This is a genomic window from Pseudoduganella plicata, assembly GCF_004421005.1.
Taxonomy (GTDB): domain Bacteria; phylum Pseudomonadota; class Gammaproteobacteria; order Burkholderiales; family Burkholderiaceae_D; genus Rugamonas; species Rugamonas plicata.
Genome location: NZ_CP038026.1, coordinates 936,939 through 961,396 on the forward strand (window position 1 = coordinate 936,939; position 24,458 = coordinate 961,396).

Here is a 24,458-nt window from a genome sequence, read left to right on the forward strand (position 1 = left end):
GGCAGCGGCCTGCCTGGCCAGCTGCAAAGTCATCGCACTACTCCGCGGCTGGCGGGCATCGGCAGCGCCAGGCCCGGGCTCGGATAGTTCGGATTGAATTCCGTGCTGTTCTGCGTGAAGCCAGCCAGGCGCACGCGCTTCTTGCCGGGCGCCTGGGCCAGCACGGCGTTCGGCTCCACGGCCACGATGCGCATGCCGTTCGGGAGCACCGTGCCGGCCTGCACGTCGATCTGGCTGCCATCGGACATCTCCAGCGTGGCGTACAGCGTCTTGCCCAGGCCCTCGATGGCGCGCACCACCGGCTGGCCGACGACGGGCGGCTGGCTGATCGCCACGCCCATCGCCTGCTTGGCCGCGATCTCGTTCTGCTTCGCGATGATGGAAGACTGCACTTCCAGCTGCTTCTCGCGCGCCTTCAGCAGCAGCGTTTCAGCCTCGATCCGGGTCAGGCTGGCGGCCGTCGTCTGCGCCAGTGCCGCACCGGCAGTCACGGCTAGCAGGCCGGCCAGCGCCATCTTGATGGGGCTATCATTTCGCATAAATCACTCCTTCGATTATCCAGCTCATGCCCTTGTACGTCGCCTTCTCGACCCGCACGCCGGGCTGGTCCAGCAACGCGCCGATCTGCTGCGGCTCGATACCGCCCGCGTCCAGCGCAAAATTGAATGTTTGCCAGGGCTCGGCCGCGGCGACCTGGCCGGGCACCGGTGGGGGCGGCTTCTTGCGCACCACCTTGAACGCGATACCAACACCCTGCAGGCGCGACATCACGGCATCCACCACATCCTGTTCCGCCAGCAGCGCTTCCGCCTCGTGCGGCCTTGCCGGCTTGCGCGGCGTGACTAGCGTGGCGCGGTCGCCCCCCGCGTCCACCTGGGCCGCCGGTACCATCGCGCGCAGCATGGCGATGGTCGATGCGCGGCGCGACCAGGCATAGCGCAGCTGCTCGCGCTCGCACACGTATTCGTCCAGCAGCCATCCGCCCGGCGTCAGTTCGACCAGATTGTCGGTACAGGCGCGCAACGCGGCGGCCGGTGCCGGCAGGGTCGCCCACGGCTTGGCCTGGACGGCCTGCTGCTGGATCAGGCGGCGCTGCGCCGCGAACATCTCTTCCTGGCGCAGCGCTTCCTGGCGCGCGTGCCACGCCTGCCAGTACAGGCCAGCGCCGCCCACGGCGGCAATGGCCGCGCCGGCGGCGATCAGCTTCCACGGCGCCGTGCGTGCGTTGATCTGGCGCAGCCGCCACCACGAGTGCAGCCTGACGCTGCCATCCTTGCGACGCGGCAGCAGGCTGTCCAGATCGCGCGCGTTGAAGTTGTGGAAGCCCTGGTTCTCCAGTTCGGCGTCGCCGATCACGACGTTCCAGCCGCCCAGCGCGTAATCCGTGTGCAGGCGGTCCAGCACTTCTTCCCGGCTGCCGACGAAGTCGCCGTTGGGCAGGAAGTTCGCGTCGCGCACGGCGAAGTAGGCCCACTTGCCGTCCGCCAGCCGCAGCGCGCCCAGCCAGTTGTGCACGGGCTGTTGCAGGCCGTCGTACCAGGCGCCTTCCAGCGCCAGCGTCTTCGACACGGCCGCAGCCAGCGAATACAGCGCACGGCTGGCGCCGTCGCTGCTTTGCGCGAAGCCCGCCTGCGCCGTGGTCTGGTCGCGCCGCACGACGACGAGGTCGGACGCGATCTTCTTGCCCAGATCGGCCGCTTCGCGCTGCAGTTCGCGCGGCCGCGACAGCGACTGCCAGAACAGGCCGCAGACGAAGCGATGCTTGCCGATCTGGGTGATATGGATGGCCATGGCCTCAGGCACCCGACACGGCCACCGGCGTGATCAGCATGACGATCACTTCCTTGTTGCTGTTGGCCTTGACGCCACCGCCCAGCAGCATGTTCCTCGGCGATCCGACACCGCGGTTGTCGACGTTTTCGTCGGTCTGCTCGAAGCCGCTGATGACGAGCGTCTCGCTCGACTTCATCGATACGCGCTGCAGGAAGTTGCGCGTGTCGAGTTCCGGCGATTCGATACGGTTGCCGTTGCTGACAATGGTGCGGATGCCGCGCAACGTGGAGATGTCGATCGAGAACTGCAGCATCACCGTGCCGTTGGTCAGCACGTGCGGCAGGATGCTCATGTTGAAGCCGGACGTGACGACTCCCGGAATCAGCGACGACGTCGTGCCCACCTGCGCCACGATGGACGTCTGCGAGCTTTGCAGGTACGTCGTCTGGCGCGCCACCTGCACGGGCACCGGCTGGTTGTTCAGCGTGACGACGGAGGCCGTCGTCTGGCGCCGCACCTTGCCCTGGTCGGACAGCGCCTTGACCATCACGTCGCTGCCGGAGAACTTCGAATTGCCCATGATGGCCGCCGAGAAGCCGACCGCATTGGTGCTGCTGTCGGCAAACGTGTTCTTGATGCCGAAGCGGCGGTCGAGTCCCTTGTAGACGAGGTTCCAGTCGATGCCGTATTCGTCGCCGCGGTTCAGGCTCACGGACAGCACCGTCACGTTGATGACGATCTGGCGCGACAGCGCCTTGTTCTCGTTGTCGATATAGCTGGCGATGCGGTCGAGCGAATCGGGCGTGTCCACCACCGTGATCGCCCCGGTCGCCGGCGAAGCCAGCACCTTGCCGTGTGGTGACAGCATCACCTTGATCGCGTTTTCGATGCCCGTGTAGACGGACAGCTTCGACGCCACCCCCGTGTTCTGGCTGTTGCTGGCCGAGACGGCGCTGCCGGCACTGCTGCCGCCGGAACCGCCACCGCCACCCCCGCCGCTGCCCCCGGAAACGCCGCCGGTGGACGCGGCGCCGCTCGTCACGCTGGCCGTGAACGTGGAGTCGCCCGGAACGGCATTGATCTGGAACGTACGGGCCTGCGTGTGGAAGAACTGGATTGTACCGTCCGCGTACTTCCACGACACGCCGAAGCGCGCGGCCGCCGTATCGAGCAGGCCCTTGAACGAGCCGTTGGCATACGTGATGCGCACGCCGCCGCCGCCCGGCTCGACCTGGAACGTGGCCTTGGGTGTGGCGGCGCCCGTGCGGGAGGCGTTATCGCCCGCCGCAGCGTCGCCCGGCATTCCCGGAGCGCCGGGCGGCAGGCTCAGTGGCGGTACGCCCGCTGGCGCCTTGAGCGCCGGCGCGCTGCGTCCGCCGCGCCGGAACGCTTCGGCCGCGATGGCCTGGGCATCGGCGTTGACCCGGCTCGGGATCCCCGAGCGCAAGGTCAGGCGCTCGGCCAGTTCCGACAGCGATGCGATGCTGCGGTCGAACGTGGCCGGCTGGTAGAAGATCGGCGGCAGCGGCGCTTCGCTCAGCTTGATGACGTTCTTGCCCAGCCAGATGCCGCTGTCGTACGAGACCAGCGGCGACGAGGCCACGACCGCGCCCGGCGCCGCGCGGCCCACGTCACGCATCAGGCCCGACGTCTTGGTCTCCGCTTCGTCGGCATTGCCGTCGATGCGCTCCGCCAGCGGCGAGCAGCCGCCCAGCATCAGGATACCGGCAACGGCGGCCGCGATGCCGCGCCGTGGCGCGAAAGGATGGACGGCGCGGTTCATTGCGCCCCCTTGGCCATGATGCGCAATACCTTGTTACCACTATAGAAAATTGCCTTCATTGGGATCTCCGCGCCTTCCATGCTGTTGACGACGACCGTCACCGCATCCTCGAACTTGCCGGGAACGGTGGTCTGGGCCTGCACCGCGTAATCGACCGGCAGCTCCCACAGCAGCTGCCACCCCGCCGCGGCCGCCCAGCGGGCCAGTGCCGCGTTGAGCGTGCGGTCGGCAACGACGATGTCCCAGCGGTCGTTGCCGGCCGCCGGCGCCGGGGCCGCGACCGGGCTGGCTGCCACGGCCGCCGAGGTTGTCACGATCGTCGCTTTTTCGACGGCGGCCTTGCGGCGGTTCGATTTGCGCGCTTTCGACCGGGCGGCGGTATCGCCTTTCGGCGCTTCCACCGCCACCCGGGGCGGTGCGGCCGGTCCTTCCGGTGGCAGCAGCGAGTTCACGGCGCCTGCCTGGCGCGGCACGGCCACGGTGGCCAGCGCGACCAGCAGCACGATGGCGGCGGCACGGCAGCGCAGCGGTGCGGCGCCCCCGCTTGCGGGTTGCATCGCGAACGGGCCGGTGCCGGGACATGCGGTTGTGAAGTACAAAAGGATTCTCCTGTTCGCAATCGAGGGAGGCGGCGCGGGCGCCGCGCTCCATGTGTCAGAAATAATAACGAAACGGGGATAAAAGATTCTCAACAAAACTCATCGCCGCCACTGGTGCGGGTTTCGCAAGGGTCAGCGGCCCCGCGAGGATGCGGCGGCCGGGATCAGCGCCCACGGCGAACCGCCCGCGGCGGCAGATTTCTCGGCGGCGCGGGGCGGTGCGCCAGGCGGCAGCGGCACCGCGCCATCGGCATCGGCACGGCGGGTGGGCGAGCGTGGCGCCGGCAGCGGCAACAGCGGTTTCAGGGGCGGCACCGGCTCGCGTACTTCTTCCTGCCGCCTGACCGGTACGGGCGCCGGTACCGGTGTCGGCGCGGTGGTGTTCCCCTCGGCGGCGGCGATGATGGCCCGCCCCCGCGCTACAGCCTGCGCCCGGGCGGATGCCGCGGAACTCGCCGGCGCCGCCACCCCGCCCGTGCCGGACAGCCGGGGTGTGATGAGAAACAGCCGCTCGCGCGTGCTGCTGGACGTGCTCTCGGTGCGGAATAGGCCACCGAACAGCGGCAAGTCGCCCAGTACCGGCACCTTCTGCTTGTCACGCGACAGGCGTTCGGCGCGGTACCCGCCGATCATCAGGGTCTGCTGCGAGTCGATGATGGCCTGCGTGCTGATGGTGGAACGGGTGACGTTGACGTTGCCGTTGCCCCCCTTGCCGCCGGCCGCCGTCGGACTGTCGAGCGAGCCGTCCTCGATATCGACTTCCAGCCGCACGCGCGTGTCGGCGCCTTCGCGGATGATGCGCGGGATCACGCGCAGCATCGTGCCGGCGGTGATGTCGGCCAGATCGGCCACCCGTTCGCCCACCAGCGACACATAGGAACTCTGGCTCAGGTCCAGCACCGCCGCCACGTTATCGATCGTCAGGACCGTCGGCGTGGCCAGCACGCGCGCCTCGCCTTTCGACTCCAGGGCTTTCAGGCGGGCGTAGAAGCGCGCGGCGTCGCTGATCAGCAGCGTGGCGCCGGCCACCGGCAGCGCGGCGCCCAGCGACGTGGCGGCCGTGCCGTTGACGACCGTATCGACGGCGCCGGCGCGCACACCCCATTCGACGCCCATCTCGGCCAGCTTGCTGCGGTCCATGTCGACGATCAGCGCCTCGATCTCGATCTGCTGCGGCTGCACGTCCAGTTCGGCGATCAACGACGCATACATGGCGCGCTTGTCGCCCGTGTCGTAGATCAGGATGGCGTTCAGCGCCGGATTGGCCTCGATGCGGGGCCGGCCCCTTTCCTCGGTGGCGCGCGGCGCGGCTTCGCGCCGCTCCCCGCCCTGGCTGTCCGCGGTGCCTGCCGCCGCATGCGCGGCAGCGCCGCCACCGGCCGGCTGGCCGAAGATCGGCAGGAACGGCGGCGCACCGCCCGATACCTGGCGCGTCTCGCCCGCCTCGACCCGCGCGCGGCGCGAGCGCTTGTTGCTGCCCATGTCCACCGCCGGCACGTCGGCCAGCTTTTCGCCGCCCTGCGAACCGAACAGCAGATTGGTGAGTATCGTCTTGACGCCGGGGATGGTCTCGGTCTGGCCGCGCGCATTGATCACCCGGTCGCTGACGCTGGCATACTTCAGGCGGAACATCATCACGCGGCGGGCCTTCGAATCGGCCTTGCGGGTGTCCGGCATCAGGATGTCGCGCGCCAGGTGGACGTAGGAACGCGGGCCGCTGACGATGACGGTGCCGGTATCGGGCAGCTCGCCCCAGCCGAAACGTTCGTCGTACAGGCCCACGCCGACCATCGCCGCCTTGGCGTCCGCGACGGCATCGTCGCCCACTTCCAGGCGCAGCGAGATATTGTCGTCGGCCGGCACGATGTGCAGCGTGTCGTTGTAGACAAACCAGCGAAACGGGTGGGCCTGCGCCAGCCGGTTGAGGAAGTCAAGGCCGTTATCTGCCTTGACGCGGCCCTTTAGCACGGGATTGGTCTTGATGTCGAGGGCCAGGCGCACGTCGTAGACCTGGGCGAACTGCTCCAGCACGTCTTTCAGGCGCAGGTTGGCCGCATCGATCGACAGGCCGCTGGCCTTCCAGCTGGCCGGCGGGGCCGCCAGCGCCGGCTGGACCAGCAGCACGGCGGCGGCCAGCGCCGCGGCCAGCGCGCGGCGCATCATGGCAAGCCCCCGGTGAAACGGGCCCGGATGCGCTGTTCCTGCGCGCTGACGCCCTCTTCCCGGCGCGGCCGGCCGGGTGCCAGCCACGCGCGCCACAGGGCGCTCTGGTTCAGGATATCCTCCAGCGCACCGGCCGCGTCAAGCCAGCCGTCCACGCCAGCGAGCCAGCGGTTCAGCACAAGCGCATCGTCCTGGACGGCCAGGCCGGCACCGAACTGGCGTGCGGTGTGGAAGCCGGCACGGGCCGCTTCTTCCAGCTGCGCCGGGGTGAACTGGCGCAGCAGAACGACACCCAGTTCGGCACCCGGTTCGGCGCCGTGCGGGTGCGGCCGCAGCCAGACCGTCTCGCCATCCACGACGACGGCTTCGTCCACGGGCAGCGCCGCCAGCCAGAGCTCCAGTTGATCGCTCATGTGACTAGCGGGTCTCGTTGAGAACCGTTTTCAGGGGCTTCTGCAGCAGGCTGAATTGGGCGTTCATCGCGCTGTGCGTGACGGACTGCACTTCGAGCAGCCGCGTAAACTCCTGCGGGTCGGGCTGTTCGCCGTTGGTCTGGCGGCGCTGGAAGTCGGCGATACCGTCGGTACTGTCGTCGAATTTTCTTGTCAGCGACCGCAGGGACTGCAGCACGGGGTTCTGATTGCTGGACATGGGACACTCCGCTTCAATGGTTGCAAGAGACGATGCCTGGAAAAGGCACCGCTTGTCCTTATGAGTGTCGCGACCCGGCTTTCAGTTCGCCCAGCGCGTCCGACAATGCGCTGGCCGCCGCACTGAAGTCGGCGCGCCACTGCCCGCTGTCGGCCTCCAGCCGGCACGCGCCCCGTGGCAACGCGGCATCGCCCTTGGCGGGCCATTCCCACCCTTCGGCCAGCGACAGCTCGTCCGGATGCACACGCAGCACCGCATTTACCAGCCGCGGCGGCGCCTCCTGCAGCAGGCGGCGATAGCTGGCCGTCAGGCGATCCTGAGGCGCCGTCTCCAGCACCAGGCGCTCGTAAAGCTGCCGCGCCAGGTCCGTGACGATGTCCTCGGCGCGCCCGCACAGGTCCTGCGCCGCCGCACGCAGGCCGTCCAGCAGGGCCGTGCCCTCGGCCAGCACCTGCGCCTGGGCATGCGCCAGCGCCAGACGCGCCTCCTCGGCGGCGGCGGCCAGCAACTCGGCGCGTTCGGCCTGCGCCGCCGCCACGATGCCCGACGCCAGCGCGTGCGCGTCGGCCGTGGCACCCAGGCTTGCCGCGCGCAATACGCCGTCGGTTGTCAGCAGGTCGGGCGCCGGTGCCAGCCGCGCCACGCAGAATGTCGTCATGCCGCCTCCTTCATGTCGGTTTGTGCTGCCCGGTCGAAGCACAGGCGCCAGCAGCGCAGCCGGCGGACTGCAGCCGCCGGCGTGGCAATGCCGGCCGTGCGCGCGAAATCGGCTTCGCCCGACCCCAGCACGATGCGCAGCCGAGGCCAGAGCCCCGCGAACTCCGTGTCAAGGGCAACGGCCAGTTCCGCCAGCCCCCAATTCTCCAGCGAGGTTGCCGGGCCGGGCTCGGTCAGCGCCTGCAAGGGCTGGGTGGCGGCAATGCCCATGCACCAGCGCCGTTCGCCTTGCGGCTGCGCCGCCAACGCCCCCTGCCGGCCCGTGCGGACAGCCAGCATCGCCGCGTAAAGACCGGCAGCGCGGCGCAGCAGTGCGGCGTCGGCCGATGCGGCCGCCTGCCAGCCGCTGTCGAACGATACCGGCAGGTCGGCCGGGATACCGGCGGCGTCGCACCACAACCGATAGCCGTGGCGCCGAGCCAACGGACCGGCGTGGCGCGCGAATCCGGGCGGCTCGCCGCCCAGCGCCCAGGGCGCGAACCACCAGTCGAGAAAGCCGTCGCTCAGCGGACGGACGTCCGGTGCGCTCATCCCGCCGCTCCCGCGACGGCGTCGCCCTGCTTGGCAGCGCGCTTCGCCGCGCGCTGCGCCAGCATGCGTGCAATGGCGGGATGGCGCCGCGCCACGTTGAGGCCGGCGTAGCCCAGTCCGGCGACGATCAGCGCGGCCATGCCGAGCAGCGTGGACAGCAGCGGCGTGGCCGATTCGGCCTCGATCTTGAACGGCCCCACCATCGTCCATTCCACGGCGCGCGGCGGCGCCTCGGCCGGCGTCATGACGACGGTGACCTTGCTGCGGCCATCTTCCCCGACCAGGCCGGGGATGCTTGACGCCACCAGCCGCCGCACGCGCGGCGTGATCGCATCCTCGTCCAGCGGCATGCGGTACTTGATGAAAACGGCCGCGGACGACGGCTGGATCGGCTCGCCCGGCGCGATCCGTTCCGGCAGCACCACGTGCACGCGCGCCGACACGACGTTGTCGAACTGCTGCAGCGTCGCCTCCAGTTCCTCGGACAGGCCGTGCAGATAGCGGATGCGCTCCTCCATCGGCGACGAGATCATTCCCTGCTTCTTGAATACCTCGCCCAGGTTGGAGCGGTTGCGGCGCGGCAGGCCGGCCGCCTGCATGACGGCGGTGGCCCGGGGGATGTCCGCTTCCGCCACCTGCAGGCTGACACCCGTCTTGTCCTGGTGCTTGTTGACGACGATGCCGGCCCCCGTCAGCGCCAGCACGATCTCATTGGCGTCGGTATCCTGCAACTGCGCCTGCAGGGTGACGTTCTTGCCGCAGCCGGCCAGCATGACAGCCAGCAGGACGGCAGGCAGAACCGGCAGCAGCGGGCGAAAGACCGTGGCCATGGCGTTACTGCAGCTTGGTGAGGGAATCGACGGACGTGCTGGCCTTCGACACCACTTTCGACACCGTCTGCACGCGCAGCTGGTAGTCGTTCAGCGCCAGCATCGCGCGCATCAGGTTCATCGAATCGCCGGTGGCCGTCGCCTTCTCCAGCAGCCGCGACACGTTCTGCTGGTCTCTCTTGATCTCGCCCGCCAGGCTTGCCGCGCGTCCGGCGATGGCCTGGCCCAGCGACGGCTCGCGGGGCGCGCCCGGCGGATGATTCGATTGCTGCTGCCGTTCCATGGCCTGCTGGAACTGGGCTGCGTCGGTCGTTTCGACGGTCCGGGTGTCGGTTGTCACGCGTACCTGAGTGACTGAGCCCGTCTGGGGGCTGGTGGGGACGGCGGTGGCCGCTGCGCTGACGTTCATCTGCAATTCTCCTGTTGGGTTTCGGTGCCGGAGCTCCGTGGTGGGTGGCGGCGTGGCACCGCCAGGTTCCTTAATACAGCCGCCCCTCGAATCCGAGGCAGTATTCGCCGCCGCAGCCGAACGGGCTGGCCGGATCGCACTGTCCGGCCTTGCCGCAGCGCCGTTCGCACGCCTGGCGCGACGCCGGCCGCAGGGCCTGCAGCCGCTCCGCCGTCGCGGCACGGGGTGGCCGCAACGCGACCGCTGCGGTGCCGGCGACCAGAGCCAGGTGATGCGCGCGGTCGCCCGAGCCGATGATCGGCTCATGGCGCACGGGCGGATCGCACAGCCGGTCGTTGTCGGCCGGCGCATGCGGTTCCAGTCTGGCCGGCGGTACGGGCCGTGGCGGCTTTGGAGCGGGTGTCGTGACAGCGGTCGGGCGCGGCCCCGCCGAGGGCGGCGGTGCCGGCGGCAGTTCCGGTTTTTTCATCATGGTGCGGCCCGATGACTGTCTGGCGGCTCGCCCAGGCTTTCCAGCTCGGCCTCGCGCACGTCCGTCGCCAGCAGCTCCTGCACGACGGCATAGACATGGGCGACGGCCTCGTAGCTGGCCTTCGGCACGGGGGTATCGGCCTTGCCGGTCGCGTACAGCGTGCGCGCCAGCCAGACGTGCCGGATCACGGGAATACCCAGCGCGCGGGCCCGTTCGATCATCGCGTGGGCTGTGGCGTCCTTGCCCTTGGCCAGCACCAGCGGCACCATCGCCTCGGCGGGGTCGTAGAACATCGCCACGGCAAAGTGGGTCGGATTGACGACGACCGCGTTGGCGTCCTCCGTGCGCGCGACGGGCGCCTCGTTGGCCCACTGCCTGGCCAGCTGGCGGCGCTGGCCCTTGACCATCGGGTCGCCTTCCGACTCCTTGTACTCGCGCTTGATCTCCTCCATGTCCATCATCAGGTCCTTGCGGTGGAAGTGCTTCTGCACGGCGAAGTCCACCAGCGCCAGGCACAGGCAGATGACGATCACGGTGTGGAAGATCGACCTGATCAGCTGGAAGAAGATGCGGTAGACGTCCTTCGGTTCGCCCACGGCCAGCTGCACGATGTCCGGCAACGCACTGCGCGCCAGCAGGTAGACCATCCAGCCGATCAGCGCCGCCTTGCCCACCGTGATCAGGAGTTCGATCAGTTTCTTTTTCGAGAACAGCTGCTTGATGCCGTTGACGGGATTGAGCTTGTCGAACTTCGGCACGATCGACTCGCCTGAGATCAGCACCCCGAACTGCCCCCAGTGGCCCGCCACGCCGGACACCATGCAGACGACGAAGCAGACGCAGAACACGACCAGCAGCAGGATCACGGACGACGTGACCATTTCCTTCAAAGCCGCTTCGAACGGCTGGCCGACCGCCGTCACGCTGAACGTCATCAGCGATTCGATCGCTTCGCGCCACAGCGGTTCGGTGGCGAACGCCGTTTCCGCCATGGCCACCAGCGTCACCAGCTTGGCCAGGTCGCGGCTGACGGCGATCTGCCCCTTCTCGCGCGCGTCCTGGATCTTCTTGTCTGTGGGTTCTTCGTTCTTTTCGTCGCTCATCGGCCGGCCCCCAGCAATTCCGGCACGATGTCCACCAGGTTGGCGAAGTCGCCCGCCACGTAGTGCGAGAACGTGGGCCAGTACAACAGCAGCACCAGCAGGCCGGTCAGGCTCTTGATGGGGGCCGACGCGAACGACACCTGCAGGTTGGACGCGAACACGCCGATCATGGCAAACGCGAATTCGATCAGCACCAGCGGGATGATGACGGGCGCGCCGTACACGACGATGTGCCAGAACAGCGTGGCGAAGCGGCGCACCACTTCGCCCATCTGCCCCGGTTCGTACGGCGGCAGCAGCGACCAGGCCGGCCAGGTACCGTAGCTTTCGATCAGCATGCGCGCCAGCGCCAGGAACAGGCCCGCCTGAACCATCGTCAGCACGACGGCCTGGATCAGCATTGCGCCCACGGCGCTGGCATCGCGGTCGACGCTGGCGTTGTTGGCCTGGATCTGGATGGGTGAGCGCTGGCTGTCCAGGATCGAGCCGACCGACTGCGCCACCCACATGGGGATGGCCGTCAGAACACCCAGCAGCAGGCCGATGGCCGCCTCCTTGAAGATCAGCAGGCCGCAGTAGAGAAAATCCGGTCCGTTCTGCTGCACGAAATAGAACGTCGGCAGGGCCGCCGGCAGCGCGATGGCCATCGCGGCGCAGTTCTTCGCCATCCCCGTCAGCACGTTGATGCCGAAACCGGGCAGGATGACGAGGCAGACCAGCAGGCGCGGAGCGATCAGCGCCATCGTGATCAGCGCGTTCTGCATGTCCAGCAGCAGCGAGGCGGGGGCCATCGGCACGGGCATGAACGATCCTCAGCGTCCGGCCGACTGCACCAGCGTGAACGACAGCTCCGTCAGCTGCAGCAGTTCGACGCCGATCCAGCGGCCCATGCCCGTCAGCGTGACGGCCACGGCGACCAGCTTGACGACATAGGGCAAGGTCTGGTCCTGGATTTGCGTCACGGCCTGGATCAGCGAGACCGTCACGCCGCACAGCGTGGCGATGATCAACGGCGGCGCAGACAGCATCACGGCCATCCACAGGCCCTGCTGGAAGAAGGTCAGGGTTTCGGTCATCGGGTTCTCCGGTTATGAGGGCAGATCACGCGTAGGACATGGCCAGCGCGTTCAGCAGCTTGCCCCAGCCGCCCACGAGCGTGAACAGCAGCAGCTTCAGGGGGATCGTGATCGTCTGCGGGCTGACTTGCTGCATCCCCAGCGCCATCAGGAGGTTCGAGATCAGGAGGTCGATGACAACAAACGGGATATAGATCAGGAAACCGATCTCGTAGCCCGCCTGCAGCTCCGACACGACAAACGCCGGGATCAGCACCAGCGCATCGCTGGAGCGTGCTTCCTTCGCCACGTCCGGTGGCCACAGCTTGCGGGCCGAAGCCAGGAACAGTTCGCGCTGGTCCGGGTTGCTGTGCTTGAGCATGAAGGCGCGCATCGGCTCGAACGTGTCCTGCGCGCGCGCCAGCAGCGGCGTCGGCGCATTGGCGGGTGCGGCCGGCACGGCGGCCGTGGCCCGACGGCCGATTTCCTGCGCGGTGGGCGCCATCACGAACAGCGACAGCGCCAGCGAAATACCGTAGATCGCCAGCGTGGGCGGCACCTGCTGCACGCCGATGGCGTTGCGCAGCACCAGCAGCACCATCGAGATCTTCAGGAACGACGTCGTCGTCACGACCATGAGTGGCACCAGCGCCAGCATGGCCAGCATGACGGAAAACGACACGACATCGTAATTCCCGCTCAGCATGGCACGTCCCAGCGCGTGATACGGATGCCCAGCCGGCCGGCAACGTCCACGGCCTCGCCCTCGCCCAGCCGCTGGCCGCCGCAGACGATGGCGATGGCGCCGTCGGCCGAGCCGTCCAGCTGGAAGATGGCGCCCGGTGCCAGCGTACGTAATTGGGCCAGGGTCAGCGCCAGCGCGCCAAGGCGGAACTCCAGCCGCACCGGGGTGTTGTCGATGTCCGGGAGTGCGACGTCAAGGACAGCGCCGTCCACGCCTGGCGGGACGGCCATCTCGTCGTGCGCTTCCGTTGTTTCGTTCATTGCTTCCATTGCTGACTCCAGAGAGAGAATTTCAACCGTGCCCGCGTGGCCGTAGCGCACCCGCGCGAGCCGGCCGGCGCAGCGCAGCCAGCCCTCGCCATGCACGTCCACGTCAGGCCGCGACGGCACGATCACGTCGCCGGCCTGCAAGGTGCGCAGCACGGCCGGCGCCAGGGCATGGCGAGCGATGCGGGCGATCAGCGGGACGGTCAATAAAGTAAAAGCGTCCAGCGGGACGAACGTACGATGCAGCGGCTGGGCGGCCAGCAGCGCATGCCAGCAGTCGGCGCCGGCCGTTGCCAGCGTGCCGACTGCGTGGCTGCCGTCGCGCAGCGACAGGCGCAGGGTCGCCGCATCGGGGACGTCCGTCAGCGGTGCCGGATGGCGCACCAGCCGCGTCATGCCGCCGAACGGCGAACCGGCCAGGCGGCCCAGCAGGCTGGCGTGCAGCCAGTCGCGCTGCGCGGGCGGCGCCGTGTCGAAGGCGGCAATGTCGATGCCCGTCAGCGCCAGCAGGAACGGCACGCCGGCGTGCAGGGTCAATGCGCCGTGCAGCCCTTCCAGCGCCACGTCGTCCTCTGACGCAACCTCCGCGCCGGCAAACGCCACGTCCAGCGTGACGCCGCCGGCAAGCGGCACGTGCAGGCCGCGGCCGACCAACAGCGTCAGGCCGGCGTGGGCGACGCTGATCCGCTCACGCGCCAGTGGGCGCGGCCGCACATCGGCGTCAGGGGGAATGGTCAGGTGGGCAGTTCGCATCGCGTTCCAGGTCGGCTTGGGGCTGTGGGGCGCGCCGGGAACCGCAACTACAGCACGGTGATCCTGACGCTTCTGCCTATACGTTGCCCCAGCTGCCCCGCCAGTTCCATTTGCCGTCCCCGCAACTGCGCCGCCAGGCCGGCCGACGGGGGTGTCAGCAGGTAGTCGATGGCCTCCGGGCGCACGTCCACCGCCACGCCCAGCGTCTCGCCACCCGGCAGCAGCACTTCGAACATGCCGCTGTCGTGCGACTGCGCCAGCAGCGCGGTAATGAGCTGGCTGTCCAGTTCATCCTCCGTCGCCGCTTCGCCGGCAGCCGCGGTGGCGATATCCGAGCCTTCGCTCTGGCTGTCGCTGTCGCCACGGCTTTGCTGCCGCTCGCCGCGTGCCTCGACGCGCACGCCGTCGCAGCGCCAGTCCGGCGCCGTTTCCTGCGATTCGCGCGTCCCTTCCCGCAGCGGTGCTACCCGTTCCCCGGGCTTGCGCGACGGACGAGGCATGACGGGCGGTGCTGCAGGCTGGCCGGGTCGGCTGGGCGGTGGCGGCGGCGCGGGAGTGGCCAGCTGGGCCCGGCGCGCCTCCGCCTTCGCTTGCGCCGACCGCGCCCCCGTGGGCGACGACGCCGGCAGCAACGCCTCGATGCGGCGGTCCAGCGTGAACGCCGGGCCGATGGGATATGCCATGCTTACTCCTCGTTGCGCGCGGCCAGCTGCCGCAGTTCGTCGTTCAGGATGCCGAGTTTTTCCTGCTGGCGGTTGGCCGCCAGCACGCAGGCCAGCGCGTCGAAGAACGTGCGCTGCGCCGCGTCGCAGCGGGCCAGCTCCTCCTGCCAGTCCAGATACAGGCGCGCCGCGTCCTCCTTCATGCGTTCGTACGTCGCCTTGGCCTTGCGCAGGTCGCCGCTGGTCGTCGTCATCTGCAGGAAGCCTTCGCGCGCGGCCTGCCAGAAATCCTGGGCCGCGCCGACGGCCTGGCGCCGCGCCTCCTTGCGCGCGCGCAGTGCAACCCGGTTTTCCCGCCAACGCTGCCGCGCCTCGTTGCGTTCGCGCTCCAGCCGGCCGAGCCGCTGCTTGCGCACGTGCAGCAGCCGCGCCAGGCTCTGGTCGGGCCGGCGCGGCTCGGGTACGTCGACGACCTCGCGCTTGCCCCGCTTGCCCAGCGACGCACTCATGCCGCCATGCCTTTCAGCGTTTCGATAGCTTCGTCGTAGTCCGCGCTGGTACTGGTGTCCTGGCGCAGGAAGGCCAGCTGCTGCGGCCGCAGTTGCACCGCCCGATCCGCCACGGGATCGGCGCCGGACTTGTATTCGCCCAGCCGGATCAGCAGCTCCATTTCCTGGTAGCGCGCCATCAGCTCGCGGAAGTGGGACGCGGCCTTGCGGTGCTCGCGCGTCGTCACATTGCTCATCACCCGGCTGATGCTGGCCAGGACGTCGATGGCGGGATAGTGGCCCTGCTCGGCCAGTTTGCGCGTCAACAGGATGTGCCCGTCCAGCAGCGACTTGGCTTCGTCGCCGATGGGGTCGGAGGCCGACTCGCCATCCACAAGCACCGTGTACATCGCCGTGACCGAGCCTTCCGGCGTGCTGCCGGCCCGTTCGATCAGCCGCGGCAGCATCGTATAGACGGATGGCGTGAAGCCGCCCCGTGCCGGCGGCTCGCCGGCGGCCAGGCCGATTTCGCGCTGGGCCCGGGCAAAGCGCGTCAGGGAATCGACCAGCAGCAGCACCTTCTTGCCACGGGCGCGGAATGCCTCGGCAATCGCCGTGGCCGAAAACGCTGCGCGCGAACGCTCCATGGACGTACGGTCGGACGTGGCGCAGACGATGATCGTCTTGCGCACCAGCTCCGCATCCAGCTCGTGCTCGAGGAACTCGTTCAGTTCCCGGCCGCGCTCGCCGATCAGGCCGAACACGATCGCTTCGGCCTCGCAGCCGCGCGCAATCGCCGCCATCAGCGTCGTCTTGCCGCAACCGGGGCCGGCAAACACGCCGATGCGCTGGCCCACGCCCATCGTCAGCATGCCGTCGATGGCGCGCACGCCGGTCGCCAGCGGCGTGGCGATGCGCGGCCGGTCGGTGGCGACGGGCGCGTCGCGGATGACAGGGACGGTGTCGCGCCACGTGGCGACATTGCCGGCCGCCGCTGGCGCGCGAAACATATGCCGGCCGAAGCCGTCCAGCACGCAGCCGAACAGGTGGTCGCCTACGTCGATCGTGTGGGCGCGCCGCAGCGGCTCGATCACGGTGGTGGTCGACACGCCTTCGAGCGGGCTGAGGGCGGACAGGATCGCGCAGCGCTCCGTGAACCCCACTACCTCGGCCAGCATCGGCTTGCCTTCGTTCCCGGGATTGACCAGGTGGCACAGCTCCCCGATCCGCACGGGCGGCACCTGCGCCTCGATCAGCGTGCCCAGCACCTGCGACACCTTGCCTCGGCTGCTGAAGCCGGGCTGGCGCGGCAGGGTTTCCGTCCACGCAGGCAGCGTCGCGCGCAGGCGCGCCAGTACGGCATCGAGGTCGCCCGCCGCGCCGGCGTTCACCACTTCACCTCGATCGGCTGGGTGCCGTTAAAGCTGATGCGGTTGCCGTTGATGGCGACCAGACGCACACCCTTGTAATCGTCGCCGGGGTACAGGCGCTGACCATCGTCCGTGACGATGCTGGCGTTAGCGCCCGAGATCACCTGCCGCACCTTGAACGGCAGCATGGCATCGGCACCGCCGATGCGCACGTCCACCGGGAAGTCGATATGGTGCGCCGCCACGAACGCGGACAGAATCCGGCGGAAGCGTGCCGCCTCTTCCTCGTCCAGCGCCGCGCGCATAGTCCAGGAGCGGTCTTCCAGCGTCAGGTCGAAACGGCGCAGCAGGTCCACCTCGGCCAGGCGCTGGCGGAACGCTTCCCGTAACGCCTGTGGCGACGGTGGCCGGGGCTCGGCCGGTTGTGTTGCCGGTACCGCCAGCGCAGGCGCTGGACGCAACGGTTCGGGGGAGCGTGCCGAGTAGGCGTATCCGGCCGCGGCCACCAGCCCGGCGCCCAGGACGACAGGCAGCATGACGATGCGCGAGCGGCGCTTGCGCGGCTCCCGGGCAGGCGCAGCAGACGCCAGCCCAGGTTCGGCCCGGGGCAGCAAAGGCTCGGGGTCGTCTGGCAACGGTTCGGCCGGTTCCGGCGCCGATTCCTCGATCGGCTCCGCCAGATCGGGTAGATCGGCCGCAATGGCCGGCGGATCGGCCGGCGGGTCCTGCCACGGGCTGTCCGGGGTCGTCACCGTCAGCCAGATCCGCCCGACGCGGGCGCAGTCGCCCGGCGCAAGCCCCGGCTGATCCGCCTCGGTGTCGTCCAGCGCGCCGCGCACGGCGCCGTCCAGCGCCAGCAGCGACCAGCTGTCCGCTTCCAGCCGCAGCACGGCGTGGCGCGGTTCGATGCCCGGGTCGACCAGCACGACGTCCGCGTCGTCGGCGGTGCCGATCAGCTGCGGCTGGTCGTCCAGCGGCAGGCTGGCGCCGCGGTGCAAGCCGTTGAGGATGCGCAGTTCCAGAGTTGTTTCCATCGTCTTTTCCTTGCCCTTCATTGCTCGTTGGTGCCTGCGGCCAGCAGCAGCGCGCCCAGCGCGCTGTCCTGCGGCTTACGGCTGGTGGCCGGGTCGAGCGGATCCCAGGCCGGGTTGTCGTGGTTGATCAGGGCGCCCAGCACGAAGGCCTCCACCAGCTCGCGCCGGCGCTGCGTCTCTGTCTGGCGCTGGCGCGACATCGTGCGCAGTGCCAGCACATTCATTGGCATACTTGTCGGCGCCGGCGTCGGATGATCGGCCGGCCGGGCCGGTGCGGCGCCGAGCCGCTGCGACAGCAACGCCGTGGCCTCATCGACCAACTCGGCCAGCGCCGCGTAGGCCTGGTGCTGCGCCCGTTCCACCTGATGGGCCAGCACGGGGTCATCCTGGGCCGCGGACAGCAGCGCGGCTGCCGCCGTCATGGCGCCACTCCCGGCTGCGAAGCGCCAGCCGGCGGCCTGGCCGGCGCCGGCGTGGTCGCGGCGCCGGGCTGCGTGGCTGCGCCAACCGGCAACGCCGGCGCATGCGTGTCCGCAGACGCTTTGCCCGCATGCCCGTGGGCCGGCTGTGCGTCGCCCGCTGCCGGCTGTGCGCCGACCAGGTCCATCGCATTGCGCTCGCCGGCCTCCGTCAGCGCGTGCAGCAGTTCGGCCGCAGCCGCGCTGCCGTCCGGCGTGGCCGGCGCCGGACCGGTTTCGGCCGCCAGCGGCGGCGCAGCAGCAGGTTTTGCTGCCGCGGGCTTTGCGGCCGGCGGCGTCGTGGCAGCGTCCGACGCCGACGTCACGGCGTTCCCGGCACCCGGTGCAGCCGCCGGTGCGGCAGCCGGTGGCTGGCCGGCCTTTTGCAGCAGCGGCGCCAGCTCGTCGTTCAGTGCGCGCAGGCGCGGACCGATGATCGCCAGCATCTCCTCGCCGATCGCGCGTCCTCCGACCACCGCGGACGTCAATCCGCGCAGCGTCGTCTCCAGGTGGTCCCACGCACGGGCCAGCAGCGGCGTCAGCTCGCCGCCTGCGGGCATCGTGCCATCCACCGAAGGTCGGGGCGAAGGTGGCGGCATGGCAGGCAGTGGCGTATGCGCAGCGGGGTGCTTCGGAGGTGCCAGGGTCGGCCTGGACGGCACGGCATCGCGCAGCGCGGCGGCCAGCGCGCCGCCCGGCCGCCGTGGCGGCAACGGCGGCGGCCGGCCCATGTCGGGCGGTTTCGTGGTTCCCGGCTGCAGCAGCGTCGCCAGCATGGCAGGGTCGAATGTGCGCAGTTTATTGGCCAGTTGCTGAAACGCGGGCGCCAACCGGCTGCCCCGCGCCGCCGTCATGGCAGTCTGCATCGCGGCACCGGCCATGCGTCCCAGCCCGGCCGCAGCCGTCATTGCACCGGCTATCGGAAGTGGCATTGCATTCTCCTCATTTGTCGTCCTGATATATGTCCGTGCGGGCGCACGGGTTCCCGGCCGTCGTCATAGTTCGATCATCCCGACCGGCTGGATGCGCGCGTGCTGCGTCAGCTCGGAGAACGCAAACACGGGCACGGGGAAGAATTCCTCTTCGATCAGCTTGCGCACGGACCGGCGGATGTCGGCGGCCGTGACGAGGACGGGCGGCGCGACCGGCGAACTGACGTTGCGCGACAGCTCGCACAGGCGGTCCAGGATTGCCTGCTCCGTCTCGGGATCGATGTCCAGATAGCTGCCCTGGCTGGTCTGGCGCATGGCGTTGCGCAGCTGGTCTTCCAGCTCAGGCGACAGCAGGATCACTTCGATCAGCCCGGAGCGCGCCACCTCGAAGCACAGCTGGCGTTTCAGGGCGAGTCTCACGTAGTCGGCAATCACGTCCGGGTCGCGCTCCTTCGGCGCCCAGTCCAGCGTCGTTTCGAGCAGCAGGCGCGCGTTACGCAGCGAGACGCCTTCGCGCGTCAGGCGCTGCACCACTTCCGTCAGGCGCGGCAGCGTGACGGATTTGTTGACCTCCTTGCCCAGCTCCGGATAGCGCCGCTCGGCCCAGCGGGTAAAGCGTATGACCTCGTTGACGCCGACGAACATCTGACAGTTGCGCAGCATCTCGACCTCGATATCGGATGCGAACACGTGCTCCCAGCGCTGATACAGCACGCCGGCCGCCGCCAGGGCTTCCTCGTCATCCAGTCGCACCCAGACGCGCCGGCGGCGCGACCCGGCGATGTTCAGTTCCTCGGCCGGCAGGCCCAGTTCGCGCAGCCGTTCCAGCGGTTCGCGCGTTGCGCCCCAGCCCAGCCGAACCTCGTCGTCCACGAGTGGCACTTCGGACATCAGGAATTGCACGCGCCCGGCCGGCACGCTGTTGTGAAACTCGAACTCGATGGGCTTCAGGTCGGGAATGCCGCGGCGCTGCAGCATGCCGTTGCGCATCAGCCGGACCGCCACGCGGATCGTCTCCGCCTCCGCGGTGTCGCGCATGGCCTCGGGCATGCGCAGGATGAACGGCGTCGTGGCCGAAAAATTGACCAGGTCGACGATGGCAGCATTCTGGCGCTCGCGCTCCTGGTCGGCGCGCTGCACTTCCGCGTCCGCCAGGGGCTTGAGCAGGCCGACGATGCCGGCGCCGGCCAGCAGAACCGCCAGCGTCAGGAACACCGGCAGCGGCATGCCGGGAATGACGCCGAACAGCAGCATGATGCCGGCTGCCGTCAGCAGCGCCTTCGGCTCGGCAAACAGCTCGCTGACGATGTCCTGGCCGATATTGGTGACTTCGCCCTCGCCATGGTCGCCGCCCACGCGGGTGGTGATCATGCCGGCGCCCAGTGAAATCAGCAGCGCCGGGATCTGCGCGATCAGCGCGTCGCCAATCGACAGGATGGCGTAGACCTGCAGCGCCTGGCCTGCGTCCATGCCGCGCTGTACGATGCCGATGGAGATGCCGCCGATCAGGTTGATGGCGACGATGCAGATGCCGGCAATGGCGTCGCCCTTGACGAACTTCATGGCGCCATCCATCGCGCCGTGCAGCTGGCTTTCAAGGCCCAGCAGCGCGCGCTTTTCCTTCGCCTCCTCCGGCGTCAGGATGCCGGCGCGCAGGTCGCTGTCGATCGACATCTGCTTGCCGGGCATGGCGTCGAGCGAAAAGCGGGCCGACACCTCCGAGACCCGCTCGGAACCCTTGGTGATAACGATGAACTGCACCACCGTCAGGATCAGGAAGATGACGAGCCCCACAACCAGGTTCCCGCCGACGACGAAATTACCGAACGTCTCGACGATATGGCCCGCGTCGGCCTCCAGCAGGATCAGGCGCGTGGTGGAGACAGAGATCGCCAGCCGGAACAGGGTCGTCAGCAGCAGCACGGCAGGAAACGTGGAAAACGCCGTGGGCCCGGACATGTACATGGCGACAACGACGATCAGGCCGGAGGCGCACAGGCTGCATGCGATCAGAATGTCGAGCAGCCAGACGGGCATCGGCAGCACCAGCATGAACACGATGCCGACCACGAGGCCGGCGGCGGCAAGTTCGGCGCGCTTCGCGCACCTGGCCGCGAACCGGTTGAGCATCATTACGACAGCCATCGACTGCATGGGGGACTTCCTCTCGATTCGATAACGGCAAGGTCAGGGGGCCGCACCCGCGCGGCGCTCGACCAGCGCGATCCACGCCGCCTCGTCGGCCGCGCGCGCGGGATCGGCGCCGGCCTGGCTGCGCAGAGCCGCCAGGTCGATGGGTTCGGCCAGCTCCGCGGCCGCGTAGGCAGCCATCAGGGACAGGCTGCGTTCTCCGGGCCACAACTGCAGGCAGCCGCATGCCAGGTCGTAGGCTTGCTCCGGCTGCTGGGCGTTCAGGTGGCCCCAGATCAGGCCTACAGCCATCGTCAGTTCGTCCCGCAGGGGATCACGCGCAGGCTTGTGCCGCATCCTCGGTCTCCTTGTTGTCCTGTGGTGCGTCCATCGGCCCTTCGCTGTCGCTGCGGGCCATCTGCTGCCAGCGCAGGCGCAGGCGGATGTCCCGCTCCAGCACGCGCACCGCGTCGAGCCCGATCCTGCGGTCGTCCTTGTCGCGCGTCAGCGAGTGGGCGATCAGGGCCTTTTGCAAGGCACGCAGGCGGGGAATCGGATTGCCGCGCCAGACCGGATTGTCGGTCGTGACAGCGCTGCCCAGCGCGCGGCCGAGCAGTTCCATCTTCGGATCCGCCAGCGCCACAGGCGGCAGCGACAGCTCTTCTTCGTCCGGCCGCAAGGTGGCGCGCGACTTCGGCGCCAGCAGCTCGGTTTGCAGCGTGTGGATCTCGGCGAATTCGGCGGCGTCCGGCGCGGCGTGGCCGACGCCACGGGTGGTGCGGATCATTGCAGCAGCTCCATGGCGGCGGCCAGCGCCGCCTCGTCCAGCGTGCCCCCGTTCCCGTCCACCGCCAGCCGGCGCACGACGTACCAGCCCCCGTCGTTGAACAGCGCCGGCAGCCAGTCGCCATAGCGGGCCAGGTCGGCGCTGCGCCGGCGCAGCAACGTCTCGCCCTGGACCTGGCGGCCGCTGGCGGCCGGCCAGCCCAGCGCCGCCAGCCGGCCCTGGGCCAGCGGATAGACCAGCAGGCGCAGGCCGCTGTCGAGCACTGCCTGCGCCACGGCGCCTTCCATCTCCGCCGCGTGCGACAGGCGGTTCATCAGTTCTTCCATCTGGTGTCCTCTCTTGCTTCAATAAACCGCGGACAGCCACCTGCTTTCGGCAATATTTCTTGAAAATAGGTGGCTGTCCCGGGTTTTCTTCTCCTAGCGCTGCGGGGCGCCTCGCTGTACCGACTCGCGCCACTGCTGCTCCATGACTTCGAGCTTGCTCGGCAGCGGCGGCGTTTCCGAGCGCGCCGCGTTGGCCTGGCGGTCGATGTCGTCGATCAACTCCCGCCGCGCCGTGAGCTTCTCCTGCGCCCACAGCGTCGTCGGCAGGCTGGCGATCGTGTCGCGCAGCAGGCTCCAGGCCCGCGCACGGCAGACGCAGTCGTGGCCGCGCAGGTCCACCAGCTGCGCCATCAGGTGCGTGGCCTTGCCCTTGCCCCAAGCCGCTTCGGCAGCCGTCAGCAGCTGCACGGCCACTTCCGGCGCGCTGATGAGCGTGACGATATGGGCCTGGTCGGCCATGTCGCGGCGCAGCGCATCGGCAATGCTGATCGACGAGCGCACCAGCGTGAACGCGCTGGCGTCCGACATCGCCAGCCAGTAGCGCCCCATGCTGCGCTGTGGGTTTTTCCGCAGATCCGATTTCATGACAGTCTCCCTGTAAAGCGCGGGCCTACAGCCCGGACAGCATTTGCGAACACAATGTCGCGATGGCCTTTTCGCAGTTCTCGGTGCCGAGATGGCGAATGATGGCCTTCAAGGTGGTCAGAGGCGTGAGCGGCTTGTCGATGCTGCCCTTTTCGGTGATCAGGAAGCGCAGCTCGCGGGCGGACTTCGGCGCGGAGCCTTCCACGGCTGCCTCCAGCGTGCCCGAGACGTCCGATTCCTGCAGCGCCTTGCGCACGCCCGAATCGCGTTCGACCACGTCGGCCATCATTTCCCCGATGGCTTCGCGCAGTACCTTCTTCTTGTAGTTCGACAGATTCTGGTTGTCGACGCCGGCCAGCGCATCGCGCAGCACGCGCCACTGCTCCATCGGCTCGTGCTGCTCGGTGAGGATTGCTTCGACCTCTTCGCGGCCGCGCCGGCTGCTGTCGTCGCGCAGCATGTCCAGCGTCTGTTCCACCGCGTCCATGTGCAGCGCCACGTCCTCGCCCGTACTGCGGATCGCCGCGCGGCCCGTCTTGCGCTCGCCATCCGGCGCGCCCTTGCTCCTGCCGCCCTGGCGCTGCGCCTGCGGCGCCACGCGCGGACTGGCCTGCTGACGGCGGCTCAGGCTTTTCGGCTGGAACGACAGGCCGTCGCGCACGCCGCTTTCGCTGTCGATCGTGGCATGCGGCAGCATCGAGACGTTTGCCTGCTGCGGCGCGCCACGCGGCGCCGGTCCCGTGGCAGGACGGCTCTGCGGCGGCGGCGCCGCGACGGGCACCTGGGTGAACTGGCTGATTGGACGGGTACTCATGCTGCTTGGTGGCAGGGGTTGCGGCCCTGGTTCCATGGCGACCCGCGCAGGCGCCGTTACGGATCGGCGTCAACCCCGGCAACCGGCGCGTTCGCGTGCGGCGTGCCGGTTGCCCGGCGCCCGGTTCCATCGAAACCGGCAACCGGATGCACGGATTTCCTCAACATTTTTCAATGTCTCAGCAATGTTCAAGAAACAACGCCGGCGCGACGGAGCGCTGTTATCTTGACCACATCGACGGGCCCCACACCAATCCGGCCCGCTGGAACAGACGAAACGCCACACTATCCGGGAGAACATGCCATGCAGATCACGAGCTTCGAGACCGCCAAACCAGCCGCCGCACCGCTGCCGATGACCGCGCACGATGCCCACCACGCCGGCCCCGCCGCGCTGAAGTTTGTCGTGCCGGAACCGGTTCCCCTACCCGCCGTGCAACCGGCCGTGCAGATGGCCATACCGGCGGATCCGCAAGCGGCCACGCCGGCCGTTGCCATCGACGTGACAGCCCTGTACCGCCAGCACCGCACGCACCTGCTGCGCTTCGTGCAGCGCTACCTGGGCAACCAGAGCGACGCCGAGGATGTCGTGCAGAACACGTTCGTCGAGGCGCTGCGCTGCGCCGACCGCTTCTCGGGCCTGTCGAAGCCATCGACCTGGCTGTTCGGCATCGCGCTGAACCTGGCGCGCAACCAGGGCCGCCGCAACGGTGCCGACCGCTATGAAACGGTGGAGGAGGATTTCATGGAGGGACTGGTGGACGTGCATGCCGACCCTGCCATGCAGTATGAATGGCGCCAGATGGCGGCCAAGGTAGACCGGCTGATCGACGACCTGCCGGCCAAGATCCGCGCCACGTTCGAGGCGGTGCTGGAGGGCGACCTGACTTACGAGGAGGCGGCGCGCGACCTGGACATTCCGATCGGCACAGTGCGCTCGCGGGTGTCGCGCGTGCGGGCCGCGGCGCGGCTGGAGTGCGGGCGTTGAGTTAATCCGGTCGACGATTACGTCGGGGCTGGGGA

At 69.0% G+C, this 24,458-nt stretch carries 30 protein-coding genes; 1 reads left to right on the forward strand and 29 read right to left on the reverse strand.

Going from position 1 to position 24,458, the window contains the following annotated elements:
• Positions 1–29: 29 nt before the first annotated feature.
• From pilP to E1742_RS04085, 29 genes are all read right to left on the reverse strand, one after another.
• On the reverse strand, positions 30–539 hold the full coding sequence (pilP, locus tag E1742_RS03945; protein WP_134383649.1) for a type IV pilus biogenesis protein PilP: 510 nt from the start codon (positions 537–539) through the stop codon (positions 30–32).
• Positions 529–1,791, reverse strand: a complete 1,263-nt coding sequence (pilO2, locus tag E1742_RS03950) for a type 4b pilus protein PilO2 (protein ID WP_134383650.1) — start codon at positions 1,789–1,791, stop codon at positions 529–531. Before pilO2 ends, pilP begins: the two co-directional genes overlap by 11 nt.
• Positions 1,792–1,795: 4 nt before the next feature.
• Entirely contained in the window at positions 1,796–3,556 is a 1,761-nt protein-coding gene (gene pilN / locus E1742_RS03955) for a PilN family type IVB pilus formation outer membrane protein (protein ID WP_134383651.1), read from the reverse strand.
• A complete protein-coding gene (locus E1742_RS03960) occupies positions 3,553–4,155 on the reverse strand; it encodes a TcpQ domain-containing protein (RefSeq protein WP_229466504.1) in 603 nt (200 codons plus the stop codon). Before E1742_RS03960 ends, pilN begins: the two co-directional genes overlap by 4 nt.
• A 132-nt stretch (positions 4,156–4,287) precedes the next feature.
• Complete coding sequence (gene sctC, locus E1742_RS03965) at positions 4,288–6,318, reverse strand: type III secretion system outer membrane ring subunit SctC (RefSeq protein WP_134383652.1); 2,031 nt, start codon at positions 6,316–6,318, stop codon at positions 4,288–4,290.
• Positions 6,315–6,731 (reverse strand): hypothetical protein, encoded by a 417-nt coding sequence (locus E1742_RS03970; protein ID WP_134383653.1) that lies wholly within the window; start codon positions 6,729–6,731, stop codon positions 6,315–6,317. Before E1742_RS03970 ends, sctC begins: the two co-directional genes overlap by 4 nt.
• A 4-nt stretch (positions 6,732–6,735) precedes the next feature.
• A complete protein-coding gene (locus E1742_RS03975; RefSeq protein ID WP_134383654.1) occupies positions 6,736–6,969 on the reverse strand; it encodes a hypothetical protein in 234 nt (77 codons plus the stop codon).
• 58 nt (positions 6,970–7,027) lie between these two features.
• Entirely contained in the window at positions 7,028–7,627 is a 600-nt protein-coding gene (locus tag E1742_RS03980; protein WP_134383655.1) for a FliH/SctL family protein, read from the reverse strand.
• Positions 7,624–8,217 carry a hypothetical protein gene (locus E1742_RS03985; protein ID WP_134383656.1) on the reverse strand — a complete coding sequence of 198 codons (594 nt, stop codon included), beginning with the start codon at positions 8,215–8,217 and terminating at the stop codon, positions 7,624–7,626. Before E1742_RS03985 ends, E1742_RS03980 begins: the two co-directional genes overlap by 4 nt.
• A complete protein-coding gene (gene sctJ, locus E1742_RS03990) occupies positions 8,214–9,047 on the reverse strand; it encodes a type III secretion system inner membrane ring lipoprotein SctJ (protein ID WP_134383657.1) in 834 nt (277 codons plus the stop codon). Before sctJ ends, E1742_RS03985 begins: the two co-directional genes overlap by 4 nt.
• A 4-nt stretch (positions 9,048–9,051) precedes the next feature.
• A complete protein-coding gene (locus E1742_RS03995) occupies positions 9,052–9,456 on the reverse strand; it encodes an EscF/YscF/HrpA family type III secretion system needle major subunit (protein WP_134383658.1) in 405 nt (134 codons plus the stop codon).
• A 70-nt stretch (positions 9,457–9,526) separates the two neighbouring features.
• Positions 9,527–9,928, reverse strand: coding sequence for a hypothetical protein (locus E1742_RS04000; protein WP_134383659.1), 402 nt, complete (start codon positions 9,926–9,928; stop codon positions 9,527–9,529).
• Positions 9,925–11,031, reverse strand: a complete 1,107-nt coding sequence (gene sctU, locus E1742_RS04005; protein WP_134383660.1) for a type III secretion system export apparatus subunit SctU — start codon at positions 11,029–11,031, stop codon at positions 9,925–9,927. Before sctU ends, E1742_RS04000 begins: the two co-directional genes overlap by 4 nt.
• Complete coding sequence (sctT, locus tag E1742_RS04010) at positions 11,028–11,834, reverse strand: type III secretion system export apparatus subunit SctT (RefSeq protein ID WP_229466506.1); 807 nt, start codon at positions 11,832–11,834, stop codon at positions 11,028–11,030. Before sctT ends, sctU begins: the two co-directional genes overlap by 4 nt.
• A 9-nt stretch (positions 11,835–11,843) precedes the next feature.
• Positions 11,844–12,107: a type III secretion system export apparatus subunit SctS gene (sctS, locus tag E1742_RS04015; RefSeq protein WP_134383661.1), complete on the reverse strand. Its 264-nt coding sequence runs from the start codon at positions 12,105–12,107 to the stop codon at positions 11,844–11,846.
• Between the two features lie 25 nt (positions 12,108–12,132).
• Positions 12,133–12,792 carry a type III secretion system export apparatus subunit SctR gene (gene sctR / locus E1742_RS04020; RefSeq protein ID WP_134383662.1) on the reverse strand — a complete coding sequence of 220 codons (660 nt, stop codon included), beginning with the start codon at positions 12,790–12,792 and terminating at the stop codon, positions 12,133–12,135.
• Entirely contained in the window at positions 12,786–13,850 is a 1,065-nt protein-coding gene (gene sctQ / locus E1742_RS04025) for a type III secretion system cytoplasmic ring protein SctQ (RefSeq protein WP_134383663.1), read from the reverse strand. Before sctQ ends, sctR begins: the two co-directional genes overlap by 7 nt.
• 47 nt (positions 13,851–13,897) lie before the next feature.
• On the reverse strand, positions 13,898–14,533 hold the full coding sequence (locus E1742_RS04030) for a hypothetical protein (RefSeq protein WP_134383664.1): 636 nt from the start codon (positions 14,531–14,533) through the stop codon (positions 13,898–13,900).
• 2 nt (positions 14,534–14,535) lie between these two features.
• A complete protein-coding gene (locus E1742_RS04035; RefSeq protein WP_134383665.1) occupies positions 14,536–15,021 on the reverse strand; it encodes a hypothetical protein in 486 nt (161 codons plus the stop codon).
• The gene (locus E1742_RS04040) at positions 15,018–16,391 is read right to left on the reverse strand and encodes a FliI/YscN family ATPase (RefSeq protein ID WP_276528546.1); all 1,374 of its coding nucleotides are present in this window, start codon (positions 16,389–16,391) and stop codon (positions 15,018–15,020) included. The genes E1742_RS04035 and E1742_RS04040 overlap by 4 nt, the downstream gene beginning before the upstream one ends.
• The gene (locus tag E1742_RS04045) at positions 16,388–17,404 is read right to left on the reverse strand and encodes an FHA domain-containing protein (RefSeq protein WP_134383667.1); all 1,017 of its coding nucleotides are present in this window, start codon (positions 17,402–17,404) and stop codon (positions 16,388–16,390) included. Before E1742_RS04045 ends, E1742_RS04040 begins: the two co-directional genes overlap by 4 nt.
• A 17-nt stretch (positions 17,405–17,421) precedes the next feature.
• Positions 17,422–17,826: a hypothetical protein gene (locus E1742_RS04050; protein ID WP_134383668.1), complete on the reverse strand. Its 405-nt coding sequence runs from the start codon at positions 17,824–17,826 to the stop codon at positions 17,422–17,424.
• Complete coding sequence (locus E1742_RS04055; protein ID WP_134383669.1) at positions 17,823–18,794, reverse strand: hypothetical protein; 972 nt, start codon at positions 18,792–18,794, stop codon at positions 17,823–17,825. The genes E1742_RS04050 and E1742_RS04055 overlap by 4 nt, the downstream gene beginning before the upstream one ends.
• 63 nt (positions 18,795–18,857) lie before the next feature.
• A complete protein-coding gene (gene sctV, locus E1742_RS04060; RefSeq protein ID WP_134383670.1) occupies positions 18,858–20,948 on the reverse strand; it encodes a type III secretion system export apparatus subunit SctV in 2,091 nt (696 codons plus the stop codon).
• Between the two features lie 33 nt (positions 20,949–20,981).
• Positions 20,982–21,281, reverse strand: coding sequence for a hypothetical protein (locus E1742_RS04065; RefSeq protein ID WP_134383671.1), 300 nt, complete (start codon positions 21,279–21,281; stop codon positions 20,982–20,984).
• Positions 21,259–21,711 (reverse strand): hypothetical protein, encoded by a 453-nt coding sequence (locus E1742_RS04070; RefSeq protein ID WP_134383672.1) that lies wholly within the window; start codon positions 21,709–21,711, stop codon positions 21,259–21,261. The genes E1742_RS04065 and E1742_RS04070 overlap by 23 nt, the downstream gene beginning before the upstream one ends.
• The gene (locus tag E1742_RS04075) at positions 21,708–22,037 is read right to left on the reverse strand and encodes a hypothetical protein (RefSeq protein ID WP_134383673.1); all 330 of its coding nucleotides are present in this window, start codon (positions 22,035–22,037) and stop codon (positions 21,708–21,710) included. Before E1742_RS04075 ends, E1742_RS04070 begins: the two co-directional genes overlap by 4 nt.
• Positions 22,038–22,130: 93 nt before the next feature.
• The gene (locus tag E1742_RS04080) at positions 22,131–22,622 is read right to left on the reverse strand and encodes a hypothetical protein (RefSeq protein WP_189569140.1); all 492 of its coding nucleotides are present in this window, start codon (positions 22,620–22,622) and stop codon (positions 22,131–22,133) included.
• A 25-nt stretch (positions 22,623–22,647) separates the two neighbouring features.
• Positions 22,648–23,436: a dynein light intermediate chain family protein gene (locus E1742_RS04085; protein ID WP_134383674.1), complete on the reverse strand. Its 789-nt coding sequence runs from the start codon at positions 23,434–23,436 to the stop codon at positions 22,648–22,650.
• A 303-nt stretch (positions 23,437–23,739) separates the two neighbouring features.
• Here E1742_RS04085 and E1742_RS04090 point away from each other — a divergent pair, with 303 nt between their 5' ends.
• Positions 23,740–24,423, forward strand: a complete 684-nt coding sequence (locus tag E1742_RS04090; protein ID WP_229466508.1) for a sigma-70 family RNA polymerase sigma factor — start codon at positions 23,740–23,742, stop codon at positions 24,421–24,423.
• Positions 24,424–24,458 lie beyond the last annotated feature (35 nt).

Excerpts from the sequence above, each read along its gene's own strand:
- pilP (WP_134383649.1), bottom strand. The coding sequence starts at position 539 with ATGCGAAATGATAGCCCCATCAAGATGGCGCTGGCCGGCCTGCTAGCC.
- pilO2 (WP_134383650.1), bottom strand. The coding sequence starts at position 1,791 with ATGGCCATCCATATCACCCAGATCGGCAAGCATCGCTTCGTCTGCGGC.
- pilN (WP_134383651.1), bottom strand. The coding sequence starts at position 3,556 with ATGAACCGCGCCGTCCATCCTTTCGCGCCACGGCGCGGCATCGCGGCC.
- sctC (WP_134383652.1), bottom strand. The coding sequence starts at position 6,318 with ATGATGCGCCGCGCGCTGGCCGCGGCGCTGGCCGCCGCCGTGCTGCTG.
- E1742_RS03970 (WP_134383653.1), bottom strand. The coding sequence starts at position 6,731 with ATGAGCGATCAACTGGAGCTCTGGCTGGCGGCGCTGCCCGTGGACGAA.
- E1742_RS03975 (WP_134383654.1), bottom strand. The coding sequence starts at position 6,969 with ATGTCCAGCAATCAGAACCCCGTGCTGCAGTCCCTGCGGTCGCTGACA.
- E1742_RS03980 (WP_134383655.1), bottom strand. The coding sequence starts at position 7,627 with ATGACGACATTCTGCGTGGCGCGGCTGGCACCGGCGCCCGACCTGCTG.
- E1742_RS03985 (WP_134383656.1), bottom strand. The coding sequence starts at position 8,217 with ATGAGCGCACCGGACGTCCGTCCGCTGAGCGACGGCTTTCTCGACTGG.
- sctJ (WP_134383657.1), bottom strand. The coding sequence starts at position 9,047 with ATGGCCACGGTCTTTCGCCCGCTGCTGCCGGTTCTGCCTGCCGTCCTG.
- E1742_RS03995 (WP_134383658.1), bottom strand. The coding sequence starts at position 9,456 with ATGAACGTCAGCGCAGCGGCCACCGCCGTCCCCACCAGCCCCCAGACG.
- E1742_RS04000 (WP_134383659.1), bottom strand. The coding sequence starts at position 9,928 with ATGATGAAAAAACCGGAACTGCCGCCGGCACCGCCGCCCTCGGCGGGG.
- sctU (WP_134383660.1), bottom strand. The coding sequence starts at position 11,031 with ATGAGCGACGAAAAGAACGAAGAACCCACAGACAAGAAGATCCAGGAC.
- sctT (WP_229466506.1), bottom strand. The coding sequence starts at position 11,834 with ATGCCCGTGCCGATGGCCCCCGCCTCGCTGCTGCTGGACATGCAGAAC.
- sctS (WP_134383661.1), bottom strand. The coding sequence starts at position 12,107 with ATGACCGAAACCCTGACCTTCTTCCAGCAGGGCCTGTGGATGGCCGTG.
- sctR (WP_134383662.1), bottom strand. The coding sequence starts at position 12,792 with ATGCTGAGCGGGAATTACGATGTCGTGTCGTTTTCCGTCATGCTGGCC.
- sctQ (WP_134383663.1), bottom strand. The coding sequence starts at position 13,850 with ATGCGAACTGCCCACCTGACCATTCCCCCTGACGCCGATGTGCGGCCG.
- E1742_RS04030 (WP_134383664.1), bottom strand. The coding sequence starts at position 14,533 with ATGGCATATCCCATCGGCCCGGCGTTCACGCTGGACCGCCGCATCGAG.
- E1742_RS04035 (WP_134383665.1), bottom strand. The coding sequence starts at position 15,021 with ATGAGTGCGTCGCTGGGCAAGCGGGGCAAGCGCGAGGTCGTCGACGTA.
- E1742_RS04045 (WP_134383667.1), bottom strand. The coding sequence starts at position 17,404 with ATGGAAACAACTCTGGAACTGCGCATCCTCAACGGCTTGCACCGCGGC.
- E1742_RS04050 (WP_134383668.1), bottom strand. The coding sequence starts at position 17,826 with ATGACGGCGGCAGCCGCGCTGCTGTCCGCGGCCCAGGATGACCCCGTG.
- E1742_RS04055 (WP_134383669.1), bottom strand. The coding sequence starts at position 18,794 with ATGCCACTTCCGATAGCCGGTGCAATGACGGCTGCGGCCGGGCTGGGA.
- sctV (WP_134383670.1), bottom strand. The coding sequence starts at position 20,948 with ATGCAGTCGATGGCTGTCGTAATGATGCTCAACCGGTTCGCGGCCAGG.
- E1742_RS04065 (WP_134383671.1), bottom strand. The coding sequence starts at position 21,281 with ATGCGGCACAAGCCTGCGCGTGATCCCCTGCGGGACGAACTGACGATG.
- E1742_RS04070 (WP_134383672.1), bottom strand. The coding sequence starts at position 21,711 with ATGATCCGCACCACCCGTGGCGTCGGCCACGCCGCGCCGGACGCCGCC.
- E1742_RS04075 (WP_134383673.1), bottom strand. The coding sequence starts at position 22,037 with ATGGAAGAACTGATGAACCGCCTGTCGCACGCGGCGGAGATGGAAGGC.
- E1742_RS04080 (WP_189569140.1), bottom strand. The coding sequence starts at position 22,622 with ATGAAATCGGATCTGCGGAAAAACCCACAGCGCAGCATGGGGCGCTAC.
- E1742_RS04085 (WP_134383674.1), bottom strand. The coding sequence starts at position 23,436 with ATGAGTACCCGTCCAATCAGCCAGTTCACCCAGGTGCCCGTCGCGGCG.
- E1742_RS04090 (WP_229466508.1), top strand. The coding sequence starts at position 23,740 with ATGCAGATCACGAGCTTCGAGACCGCCAAACCAGCCGCCGCACCGCTG.